The sequence below is a fragment of the Aliiroseovarius marinus genome (assembly GCF_050881025.1).
Taxonomy (GTDB): Bacteria; Pseudomonadota; Alphaproteobacteria; order Rhodobacterales; family Rhodobacteraceae; genus Aliiroseovarius; species Aliiroseovarius marinus_A.
Genome location: NZ_JBNNXQ010000002.1, coordinates 735403 through 746247, shown reverse-complemented (window position 1 = coordinate 746247; position 10845 = coordinate 735403). Strand labels below are relative to the sequence as shown.

15 protein-coding genes are annotated in these 10845 nt (G+C 56.2%); 12 read left to right on the top strand and 3 right to left on the bottom strand.

The genetic code is table 11. The features are described 5' to 3' along the window. Positions 1-2 precede the first annotated feature (2 nt). The gene (gene tuf / locus ACRY08_RS09195; RefSeq protein ID WP_432449604.1) at positions 3-1178 is read left to right on the top strand and encodes an elongation factor Tu; all 1176 of its coding nucleotides are present in this window, start codon (positions 3-5) and stop codon (positions 1176-1178) included. Between the two features lie 333 nt (positions 1179-1511). Here tuf and ACRY08_RS09190 read toward each other — a convergent pair whose 3' ends face one another. Beyond that, a complete protein-coding gene (locus ACRY08_RS09190; protein ID WP_432449603.1) occupies positions 1512-2267 on the bottom strand; it encodes a calcium-binding protein in 756 nt (251 codons plus the stop codon). A gap of 416 nt (positions 2268-2683) precedes the next feature. Here ACRY08_RS09190 and rpsJ point away from each other — a divergent pair, with 416 nt between their 5' ends. From rpsJ to ACRY08_RS09165, 5 genes are all read left to right on the top strand, one after another. Further along, positions 2684-2992, top strand: coding sequence for a 30S ribosomal protein S10 (gene rpsJ / locus ACRY08_RS09185; RefSeq protein ID WP_108857566.1), 309 nt, complete (start codon positions 2684-2686; stop codon positions 2990-2992). Between the two features lie 14 nt (positions 2993-3006). Beyond that, the gene (rplC, locus tag ACRY08_RS09180; protein ID WP_432449602.1) at positions 3007-3732 is read left to right on the top strand and encodes a 50S ribosomal protein L3; all 726 of its coding nucleotides are present in this window, start codon (positions 3007-3009) and stop codon (positions 3730-3732) included. Further along, complete coding sequence (gene rplD / locus ACRY08_RS09175) at positions 3729-4346, top strand: 50S ribosomal protein L4 (RefSeq protein ID WP_275394183.1); 618 nt, start codon at positions 3729-3731, stop codon at positions 4344-4346. Before rplC ends, rplD begins: the two co-directional genes overlap by 4 nt. Continuing rightward, positions 4343-4639 carry a 50S ribosomal protein L23 gene (locus ACRY08_RS09170; protein ID WP_108857563.1) on the top strand — a complete coding sequence of 99 codons (297 nt, stop codon included), beginning with the start codon at positions 4343-4345 and terminating at the stop codon, positions 4637-4639. The genes rplD and ACRY08_RS09170 overlap by 4 nt, the downstream gene beginning before the upstream one ends. Positions 4640-4810: 171 nt before the next feature. Further along, the gene (locus ACRY08_RS09165) at positions 4811-5539 is read left to right on the top strand and encodes a L,D-transpeptidase (RefSeq protein ID WP_432449601.1); all 729 of its coding nucleotides are present in this window, start codon (positions 4811-4813) and stop codon (positions 5537-5539) included. A 65-nt stretch (positions 5540-5604) separates the two neighbouring features. Here the strand turns inward: ACRY08_RS09165 and ACRY08_RS09160 are convergent, their stop codons facing one another. Next, on the bottom strand, positions 5605-5898 hold the full coding sequence (locus ACRY08_RS09160; RefSeq protein ID WP_432449600.1) for a hypothetical protein: 294 nt from the start codon (positions 5896-5898) through the stop codon (positions 5605-5607). Positions 5899-6095: 197 nt separating this feature from the next. Here ACRY08_RS09160 and ACRY08_RS09155 point away from each other — a divergent pair, with 197 nt between their 5' ends. The 6 genes from ACRY08_RS09155 (at position 6096) to rplP (ending at position 9709) form a co-directional block, all read left to right on the top strand. Then, on the top strand, positions 6096-6917 hold the full coding sequence (locus ACRY08_RS09155; RefSeq protein ID WP_432449599.1) for an alpha/beta fold hydrolase: 822 nt from the start codon (positions 6096-6098) through the stop codon (positions 6915-6917). Positions 6918-7066: 149 nt separating this feature from the next. After that, the gene (gene rplB, locus ACRY08_RS09150; RefSeq protein ID WP_432449598.1) at positions 7067-7909 is read left to right on the top strand and encodes a 50S ribosomal protein L2; all 843 of its coding nucleotides are present in this window, start codon (positions 7067-7069) and stop codon (positions 7907-7909) included. A 3-nt stretch (positions 7910-7912) separates the two neighbouring features. Further along, positions 7913-8191, top strand: coding sequence for a 30S ribosomal protein S19 (gene rpsS, locus ACRY08_RS09145; RefSeq protein ID WP_246935735.1), 279 nt, complete (start codon positions 7913-7915; stop codon positions 8189-8191). A gap of 3 nt (positions 8192-8194) precedes the next feature. Continuing rightward, the gene (gene rplV / locus ACRY08_RS09140) at positions 8195-8575 is read left to right on the top strand and encodes a 50S ribosomal protein L22 (protein WP_432449597.1); all 381 of its coding nucleotides are present in this window, start codon (positions 8195-8197) and stop codon (positions 8573-8575) included. Next, a complete protein-coding gene (gene rpsC / locus ACRY08_RS09135) occupies positions 8575-9282 on the top strand; it encodes a 30S ribosomal protein S3 (protein WP_432449596.1) in 708 nt (235 codons plus the stop codon). Before rplV ends, rpsC begins: the two co-directional genes overlap by 1 nt. 13 nt (positions 9283-9295) lie before the next feature. Then, positions 9296-9709 carry a 50S ribosomal protein L16 gene (gene rplP, locus ACRY08_RS09130; protein WP_133484951.1) on the top strand — a complete coding sequence of 138 codons (414 nt, stop codon included), beginning with the start codon at positions 9296-9298 and terminating at the stop codon, positions 9707-9709. Positions 9710-9869: 160 nt separating this feature from the next. On the opposite strand, the gene ACRY08_RS09125 is transcribed toward rplP, so the two are convergent. Next, positions 9870-10799: a DUF6414 family protein gene (locus ACRY08_RS09125; protein WP_432449595.1), complete on the bottom strand. Its 930-nt coding sequence runs from the start codon at positions 10797-10799 to the stop codon at positions 9870-9872. Positions 10800-10845 lie beyond the last annotated feature (46 nt).

Sequence of the window (10845 nt, the reverse complement as noted above, 5' to 3'; positions counted from 1 at the left end):
TCATGGCAAAGGAAAAGTTTGAACGCGGTAAGCCGCACGTAAACGTTGGCACGATCGGCCACGTTGACCACGGTAAAACCACACTGACGGCAGCGATCACCAAGTATTTTGGTGACTTCCAGGCATACGACCAGATTGATGGTGCGCCTGAAGAGAAAGCGCGCGGCATCACGATCTCGACCGCTCACGTGGAATACGAGACCGAGAACCGTCACTATGCGCACGTTGACTGCCCCGGTCACGCTGACTACGTGAAGAACATGATCACCGGTGCGGCCCAGATGGACGGCGGCATTCTGGTTGTGAACGCAGCTGATGGCCCCATGCCGCAGACCCGCGAGCACATTCTGCTGGCGCGTCAGGTTGGTGTGCCTGCTCTGGTTGTCTTCATGAACAAGGTTGACCAGGTTGACGACGAAGAGCTGCTTGAGCTGGTCGAGATGGAAATCCGTGAGCTTCTGAGCGAATACGACTTCCCGGGCGACGATATTCCGATCATCGCAGGTTCGGCTCTGGCTGCCATGGAAGGCAACAACCCGGAGATCGGCGAAGAGAAGATCAAAGAGCTGATGGCAGCTGTTGACGACTACATCCCGACCCCGGATCGTCCGGTTGACGGCGACTTCCTGCTGCCGATCGAAGACGTGTTCTCGATCTCGGGCCGCGGTACTGTTGTGACCGGTCGTGTTGAGCGTGGTGTTGTGAATGTTGGTGACGAGATCGAAATCGTCGGCATCAAAGACACCCAGAAAACCACCTGTACCGGTGTTGAAATGTTCCGCAAGCTGCTTGATCGCGGCGAAGCAGGCGACAACGTTGGCGTTCTGCTGCGCGGCATCGACCGTGAAGCTGTTGAGCGTGGCCAGGTTCTGTGTAAGCCGGGCTCGGTGAACCCGCACACGAAGTTCGAAGCCGAGGTCTATATTCTGACCAAGGAAGAAGGCGGCCGTCATACCCCGTTCTTCGCGAACTACCGTCCGCAGTTCTACTTCCGGACCACCGACGTGACCGGTACCGTCGAGCTGCCCTCGGGCACCGAGATGGTGATGCCGGGCGACAACCTGAAGTTCAACGTTGAACTGATCGCCCCGATCGCGATGGAAGAGAAGCTGCGCTTCGCCATCCGTGAAGGCGGCCGCACCGTTGGTTCGGGCGTTGTGTCGAAGATCATCGAGTAAGAACGCCCAGCGTTCTTACGGCGACAGGCGAATTGACGACGTCAAATCGCCGAGAGCCTAGAGATACAGAAGATAAGAAAAGGGCGCTCACAGGAGCGCCCTTTTTGCGTCAGCCCAAACGCATTGAGTGGGGACCAGAATTTGGCGCAGCCAAATTTAAGGCCCCACCCCTCGCACATCACAGAAGGGCCTCGCACCACGCGGGGCCCTTTTGCTTTGGCGACAGGTGAACTGGCACAGCCAAATCGCCGCGCGCCGAGAGATACAGAGGACAAGAAAAGGGCGCTCATAGGAGCGCCCTTCGTGTTCTTTCTCTATCAGCTTTCTGAGCCGTCAGCCTACGAGAAGCAGATCGTCGGCGTAGTAGGCCATGAACTCATCTTCACTGATGCCCTCAAAGGTGATTGTGTCCTTTGACCCGATGTTCAGCACGGCATTCCCATCGACCTCGGTCAGTAGATCCAAACCAAAGATCTCGGCAAATGCGAAATTGGCATTCACCCACGCCTGACCGTTCATACCGCCAACGTTGAACTCGTCGATACCCAGTTCGAAATCGATGATGGTGACATCTGCGCTTTTCTTGCTTGATTGGAAGACAAAGTCGAACGTGTCGGCCCCGTCTCCACCAAGCAATATGTGATCGCCGCCTTTCTTCAGGCGCGCCACGATCAAGTCGTCGCCGGTGCCGCCGTTGGCAATAGAGGTATGATCGCCGGTGTTCACGACGTCATTTCCATCGCCACCATAAAGGGTGTTGTTGCCCTTGTTTCCGAAGATAAAGTCGTCACCAAGTCCGCCGCTCAGAACATCATTCCCATGACCGCCATCAAGGTAGTCATTCCCATTGTCGCCAAAGAGAGAATCGTTGCCCTTGCCGCCGAAGAAACGGTCGTCTTGGTTCCCCCCAAAGACCGAGTCATCGCCATCCCCGGCGTAGACGGTTGCAGAGTACCCGTCAGCGAGCCAGACGATGTCATCCCCCCCATATGTATAGAAAGTAAAACTCGTATAACTGCCTGGGAATGTGGCGCTGTTGACAAAGTAGACGTCGTTCAAATTGGTGCCGGTGATCGTGTTAATGGACATTTCCAAATTTCCCCCCAAAAAAGTTAAGCCTCAAATGAGCCATGCCATTCGGCTTTGCAGGCGTTAACTATATCACGCAAATGCCCAAGAGTCGCCTTTTTTGCGCCACAATTGGTCAGGCGGACAGTTCGTTTCGACGATGGAAACGGTGTCGGGGATGGCATGCGTGCGCGGTACGTGATCCGGCAGGCGCGCAAAGCGGTGATGTGATGGAGAGCTGCGTGCAATGACCCGTTCGTGTGCACCAACAAAGCCCTTGCCAGCCCCCCCAATCCCATCTATTACGCGCGAGTTCGCTGGGAAAAGCGGCGTGGCGGGATTCGGTCCCGCTTTTCGTTTTTTCCGGGGTTCGACGAGGGCAGGGGGAATGAGCTTCCTGTCGTCCTATCAACTCTCTGCCTGAAAGGGCGAATGCTATGACCAGTCAAAACATTCGTATCCGTCTTAAGGCGTTTGACTATCGCGTGCTGGATGCCTCCACACAAGAGATCGTCAACACTGCCAAACGGACCGGTGCAAACGTTCGCGGCCCCATTCCGCTGCCGAACAAGATCGAGAAGTTCACGGTTCTCCGTGGCCCTCACATCGACAAGAAATCCCGCGACCAGTTCGAGATCCGCACGCACAAGCGTCTGCTCGACATCGTCGACCCGACCCCGCAGACCGTGGACGCGCTGATGAAGCTCGACCTGGCTGCTGGCGTTGACGTCCAGATCTCGGTCTAAGGAGGGTATCCAAGATGCGCTCTGGTATTATCGCGAAAAAAGTGGGCATGACCCGCTTGTTCATGGAAGACGGCAAGCAGATCCCTGTGACCGTTCTTCAACTGGAAAACCTGCAGGTTGTTGCCAACCGCACCGAAGAGACCGACGGTTACACCGCCGTTCAGCTGGGTGCTGGTGAAGCAAAAGCCAAACGCACCTCGAAGCCGATGCGCGGCTACTTCGCCAAAGCTGGCGTGGCCCCCAAGCGCAAGCTGGTGGAATTCCGCGTGCCTGCCGAGAACCTGATCGCCGTTGGCGAAGAGATCTCGGCCGAGCATTACGTGGAAGGTCAGAAGGTCGACGTTGCTGGTACGTCTATTGGTAAAGGCTTTGCCGGTGCCATGAAGCGTCACAACTTCGGCGGTCTGCGCGCCACGCACGGTGTCTCGATCAGCCACCGTTCGCATGGTTCGACCGGTCAGTGTCAGGACCCCGGCAAGGTGTTCAAAGGCAAGAAGATGGCCGGCCACATGGGTGCGGTCCGCGTGACCACGCAAAACCTGGAAGTCGTGAAGACCGACGCCGAACGCGGCTTGGTGTTCATCAAGGGCGCAGTGCCCGGCTCGAAGGGTGGCTGGGTCACCGTGAAAGATGCCGTGAAAAAGAAGCTGCCCGAGAACGTTCCGTTCCCGGCTGCTCTGAAATCGGCTGCAACCGAAGCACCGGCTGAAGAAGCCCCTGCGGAAGGTGGTGAAGCATGAAACTTGATGTAATCAAACTTGACGGCAAAAAAGCCGGTTCGGTTGATCTGGACGAGGCCCTGTTCGGCCTTGAGCCGCGCGCAGACATTCTGCACCGTGTGGTCCGTTGGCAGCGTAACAACGCACAGGCCGGCACCCACAAGGTGAAGACGCGTTCGGAAACCAGCTATTCGACCAAGAAGATCTATCGCCAGAAGGGCACCGGCGGCGCACGTCACGGTGACCGTAACGCACCGATCTTCCGTAAAGGTGGTATCTACAAAGGTCCGACCCCGCGTTCGCACGGCCACGACCTGACCAAGAAATTCCGCAAGCTGGGTCTGAAGCACGCCCTGTCCGCCAAAGCGCAAGCTGGCGAACTGGTTGTGATCGAAGACGCTGCCTCGGAAGGTAAAACCGCCGCTCTGGCCAAGCAGGTCAAGGACCTGGGCTGGAAACGTGCTCTGGTCATCGACGGTGCCGAGGTAAACGAGAACTTTGCACGCGCTGCAAAGAACATCGAAGGCCTGGACATCCTGCCGACCATGGGCGCCAATGTCTATGACATCCTGAAGCGTGACACCCTGGTGCTCACCAAGGCAGGTGTCGAAGCTCTGGAGGCTCGCCTGAAATGACCGATAAAGCTGCACTCTACGACGTGATCCGCAAGCCGATCATCACCGAGAAAGCCACCATGGCTTCGGAGAACGGCGCCGTGGTTTTCGAAGTCGCCATTGACTCGAACAAGCCGCAGATCAAAGAAGCTGTTGAAACCCTGTTTGGTGTGAAGGTGAAAGCCGTCAACACCACCATCACCAAGGGTAAAGTCAAACGCTTCCGCGGTCAGCTGGGCAAGCGTAAAGACGTCAAGAAAGCCTATGTGACCCTGGAAGAGGGCAATACGATCGACGTGTCCACCGGACTGTGATCGTCAGGCTGACGTAAGAACTTTGAAAACCCCCGCCTGTTTGGTGGGGGTTTTTTCTTGAGGAGGCACGGATTGCCCGTGCTACACGGCTTTTTGACTCGCAAAGTTGGATTGCGACGATAAATTGTCTCCATTCGCTGTTTGATTCATCCTCTGCCAAGGACTGTCCACATGTTGACCCGTCGCCATTTCGTTATCACTTCTGCCTCGATGTTCTCGGGCGCAATCTCTTCGCCGCTTTTTGCGCAGGATGAAGCCGCCGCTGCCGAGGCCGTGGCCGAAGCTGCCGCCCCAACACCTGTGGCAGCTGCGCCGGTGAAGAAGGTCAAGCGCCGCCCGGTGTCGAACTCGGCTATGTGGAACAGCTATGACGCCCGCGTGACCCCAGCCAATTACGACCCGTCGACGTCGAATCCATGGGGGCTGCACCCCCGGTTCCTGCCGCGTGTGGTGCAGGCCAATGATGGGCTGAAGCCGGGCGACATCCATGTGGATGCGGTGGCGCGTTACCTCTATCACGTGCGCGCCGATGGGACCGCGATGCGTTATGGCGTGGCGATTGCCAAGGGCGACCTCTATGAGCCGGGTGTCTACACCGTGGGCCGCAAGGCCAAGTGGCCGACCTGGACACCGACGCCCGCGATGGTCAAGCGCGAGCCGCACAAATACAAGAAATACGAAGATGGTATGGACGGAGGTCCGTCGAACCCGCTGGGGTCACGCGCGCTCTACCTCTTTGATGGTCGCCGCGACACCTATCTGCGCATCCACGGTTCGCCCTCGCCGCGTTCGATCGGATCGCGCGCCAGCTCGGGCTGCGTGCGTATGGTCATGGCTCACATCATCGGGCTGTATGATCAGGTCGAGACCGGCGTGACCGCGCATCTCTATTCGGTCTGAGAGACCATATCCTGAAAACAGATCGGGCGGCCATTGGCCGCCCGTTTTGCATTTGATGCAGAGGATCAGGCCGCCGCGTCTGCCTCGGCCTTCACACAGATAGGCCGCCCCTGCTTGTTGCGCAGCGGGATATAGGTCGTCTCGACCGGGCCTTTGTGGCGATACATCAAGCAGCCATCACGCGCGTCCACGCGAATGTCACTTGTGTCCTGTCCTGCCGCGACCTTGGCGGCCACATCATCTGGCAGGGTCGCCCGCTTTTGCAGGTTCGGATCGACATTCACGGCGGTCCCGTCCGGCGTTACACAGGCCGAAAGCATAAACGCGGCGGCGCCCGCCAAAATAACTAGGTTCTTCATAAACATTTCCCAGAGCTTTTTGTTGGTGCAAGGATGCGAGATTTTCCGTGCGAGTTCTAGTGTTATTGTGGTGGTATTTGATGCATGCTGGGCTTTCGCAACAATAGATCGCTGTTGGCAAGGCGCCGATATTCCTTAGACAACTTGTTTTGCACGACCTAACCTTTATTCAATTCTAGAAGCGGGCAGGGTGTAAGATGCCGGAATGGAACCTGAATGAGACCTTTCAGACCTCGGCAGGGGCCGTAGTATCTGGGCGCGCGGGGGCCGGGCCTGCGCTTGTTCTGGCGCATGGCTGGCCATGGTCTTCCTATTCCTGGCATCGACTTATTCCGAGTCTGGCGCGTCGGTACGAGGTCTATTGGTATGACATGCCTGGATATGGCAGGTCGGAGATGGCCGCAGATCAGAGAACTTCGTTGGACATTCAGGGCGAGGTTTTCGCCGAGATGTTGGCGTTTTGGGGCGTTGATCGCCCACGAGTCATCGCGCACGATTTTGGGGGTGCTGTGACGTTACGCGCGCATCTGCTTCATGGGTGCGACTATGAAGAGTACATTCTTATGAATGTAGTTGCCATGCGGCCATGGGGGTCAGAGTTCTTCGATCACGTCGGCAAGCATGTAGATGCGTTCTCCGGCCTTCCGCCCCATATCCACGAAGCGGTTGTTTCTGCCTATATCAAGGGGGCATTGGTAAATCCGATACATGATGAGGATTTGCGAAACCTCATCACGCCTTGGTTGACGGAAGAAGGGAAGGTTAGTTTCTACCGACAGTTTGCTCAGGCGGATGAACGGTTTACAGCCGAGGTGGAGCCAATGTTTGGAGACATCCGCTGCCCCGTTCAGATCCTTTGGGGTGAGGATGACCCTTGGATCCCGCTTGAACGTGGCAAAGCGCTCAGCCGACTGGTTGGCCAGAACCGTATGAGACTGCTGAGCGGTGTTGGCCACCTGCCTCAACTTGAGGCCCCAGAGAAAGTTCTGGAAGCAATCGATTTCTCTAACATACTATAGACACGCCCCCCCATCCCTGATAGATCGCGCAAGTCGTGTGGCCTCGGATTCGTTCCGGGGCCTCAGACATTTTGAATTTGGGGACCTTCGGGGCCCTATAACATCCGGGCAAACCATTTGCCCGCACATGCAAACGGAAGACAGTAAACATGGCACTCAAGTCGTATAAACCGACGACGCCGGGCCAGCGTGGGCTGGTTCTGATCGACCGTTCGGAGCTGTGGAAAGGACGTCCTGTCAAAGCCCTTACCGAGGGTTTGACCAAGTCGGGCGGCCGGAACAACACCGGACGGATCACGTCGCGTCGCCGTGGTGGTGGTGCAAAGCGCCTCTATCGTATCGTTGACTTCAAACGTAACAAGTTTGACGTCGCAGCGACGGTTGAACGGATCGAATATGACCCCAACCGTACCGCCTTCATCGCCCTCGTGAAATACGAAGATGGCGAGCAGGCTTACATCCTGGCCCCGCAGCGTCTTGCTGTTGGTGACAAGATCATCGCATCGGCCAAGGCCGACGTGAAGCCGGGCAACGCAATGCCGTTCTCGGGCATGCCGATCGGTACCATCATTCACAACATCGAACTGAAACCGGGCAAGGGCGGCCAGATCGCACGTGCCGCTGGTACTTACGCTCAGTTCGTTGGTCGTGACGGTGGCTACGCTCAGATCCGCTTGTCCTCGGGCGAACTGCGCCTCGTGCGTCAGGAATGCATGGCCACCGTTGGTGCCGTGTCGAACCCCGACAACTCGAACCAGAACTACGGTAAAGCCGGTCGTATGCGCCACAAAGGCATCCGTCCCAGCGTCCGTGGTGTGGTTATGAACCCTGTTGATCACCCCCATGGTGGTGGTGAGGGTCGGACCTCGGGTGGTCGTCACCCGGTTACTCCTTGGGGTAAGCCGACCAAAGGTGCACGTACCCGCAACAAGAACAAGGCGTCGTCGAAGCTGATCATCCGCTCGCGTCACGCCAAGAAGAAGGGCCGCTAAGATATGGCACGTTCTGTATGGAAAGGCCCTTTTGTTGACGCTTACGTCCTCAAAAAGGCTGAAAAGACCCGCGAGTCGGGCAAAAACGAGGTCATCAAGATCTGGTCGCGTCGTTCGACCATCTTGCCCCAGTTCGTGGGTCTGACCTTTGGCGTCTATAACGGTCAGAAGCACATTCCCGTGCTGGTGACCGAAGACATGATTGGCCAGAAGTTCGGTGAATATTCGCCGACGCGGACCTACTACGGTCACGCGGCTGATAAAAAAGCGAAGAGGAAGTAAGCCATGGGTAAGGATAAAAATCCCCGCCGCGTGGCCGAGAACGAAGCAATGGCGAAAACCCGCATGCTTCGTACGTCCCCGCAGAAACTGAACTTGGTTGCTGGCATGATCCGCGGCAAGAAGGTTGATAAGGCTCTGACCGACCTGACCTTCTCGAACAAGCGTATCGCTCAGGACGTGAAGAAATGCCTTCAGTCCGCCATCGCCAACGCCGAAAACAACCACAACCTGGACGTCGATGAACTGATCGTCGCCGAGGCCTATGTGGGCAAGAACCTGACCATGAAACGCGGTCGTCCGCGCGCCCGTGGTCGTTTCGGCAAGATCATGAAACCGTTCTCGGAACTCACCATCAAGGTGCGTCAGATTGAGGAGCAAGCCTAATGGGTCAGAAGGTAAATCCGATTGGCATGCGTCTTCAGGTCAACCGCACCTGGGACAGCCGCTGGTACGCAGACACGAAAGACTACGGTGATCTTCTTCTGGAAGACCTGAAGATTCGTGACTTCATCAAAACCGAATGCAAGCAAGCCGGCATCAGCCGTGTGATCATCGAACGTCCGCACAAAAAGTGCCGCGTCACGATCCACACTGCCCGCCCGGGCGTGATCATTGGCAAGAAAGGCGCAGACATTGAAACCCTGCGCAAGAAAATCGCCAACATCACCGCATCGGAACTGCACCTGAACATCGTCGAAGTTCGCAAGCCCGAACTGGACGCTGCCCTGGTCGCAGAATCGATCGCACAGCAGCTCGAGCGTCGTGTGTCCTTCCGTCGTGCCATGAAGCGCGGCGTGCAGAACGCCATGCGCATGGGTGCCCTGGGTATCCGCGTGAACGTTGCCGGCCGTCTGGGCGGTGCCGAGATCGCGCGTACCGAATGGTATCGTGAAGGTCGTGTGCCGCTGCACACCCTGCGCGCTGACATCGACTATGCACATGCAGAAGCTATGACGCCCTACGGCATCATCGGTATCAAAACCTGGATCTTCAAAGGCGAAATCATGGAGCACGATCCCGCTGCTCGTGACCGTCGCAATGCAGAGCTCCAGGAAGGTCCCGCGCCCCGTGGCGCTGGCGGCCGTCGCTAAGGAGATATGAGATATGCTTCAGCCTAAGCGTACAAAATTCCGCAAGATGCACAAAGGCCGGATCAAAGGTCTGGCCAAAGGTGGATCGGACCTGAACTTCGGTTCCTACGGTCTGAAAGCTCTTGAGCCTGAGCGTGTGACTGCACGTCAGATCGAAGCTGCCCGTCGTGCCATGACGCGTCACATGAAGCGTCAGGGTCGTGTATGGATCCGCATCTTCCCGGACACCCCGGTGACCGCCAAGCCCATCGAAGTTCGTATGGGTAAAGGTAAAGGTTCCGTGGACCGTTGGACCTGTAAAGTTAAGCCGGGCCGCGTGATGTTCGAGATCGACGGCGTCAACGACGACGTTGCTCGCGAAGCTCTGCGCCTTGCTGCCATGAAACTGCCGATCAAATCGCGCGTCGTGGTACGGGAAGACTGGTAAGCTTCAATTTGCCTTCGGCAAACTGAAGCAGTGTGGTGTAGGCAAATTCGCAGAATTTGTCCGGGCCACACCCCGGTAGAAAATAGAAACCCCCGTCGAGAAATCGGCGGGGGTTTTACGTTTTGATGCTAGAATTGAGTATTGAGGGTGAGGGCAGGCATCACACAAAAATGGCAATGGGTAGAATATGGATAGCGGGGCCTTCCAATTCATGCTCTGCTTCGGGCACGGTGAACTCACCTGATTGCCGTAAGCTGTCGCTCATTTCTTTCATCGCCTCCATGAAAATTGGCAGCTTCGAGATTGAAGCTTTCCGGAGCAAGTTTAGTGGAGCATCGGTCTGCGTGATCGAACGACTTACCTTGCCAAGTATTCGATATTCTCCGTCTATCAAGTTGGCCATCTGTGCATCATCTAGATACCTTTGATCGACGGTCACGATAGCCTTAGTCCCATCATCAAGCTCTGAAAATAGGTCAATGGTATTCCCCTGAATGAGGCTCTCTCGGACTGAATTCATTTGGTTAAGAAGCTCTTTGGCTTCCTTTTGTTGCAAGGCCGCTTGCTTTTTGTTGCCTACCTCTGAGCTGGCGAACTGTGCAGCGAGTGGGACTATCCCTATCATTGTATCCATTAGCTCGATAACGGGGTTCCGTTTGAGAATGGCTGTGATCTCTACAAGCTCTCCTGCCTCTGGGAGTTGGGTTTGCGCGCGCCCATAACTTGAAAGTACATCTTCTTCACGTAACTCCTGTCGCAACGACTGCAACATGGATGCAGTTGTGTGAACACGCTCCTGCGTTGATGTCTGTTCGTTTCCCATGCTTTGGGAGTTACCGCGTCGCGCAGAAAGGTCGATTTTTAATAGTTGCGTGAGTGTGCCACTTAAGCCCACGTTTCCCTGAGTTTCACCTGATGAACTCGTTTCTGAATTACTGGTCTCGGTGACAGAGGTGACGGTCGATAACCCATCCTTGAGCATGGCCAGCAGGTCAAAGACGTAGTTTTGATTAAGATAGATGGGAATGATCGGCCTTAGTTTTTCCATGAAATTCTCTACTGCAAAATTTGAGGGACTTATTTTCTTCATTATCTACCAAGGGTGGATAAAGCTGTGAAGCCTTGGCCTGATATTG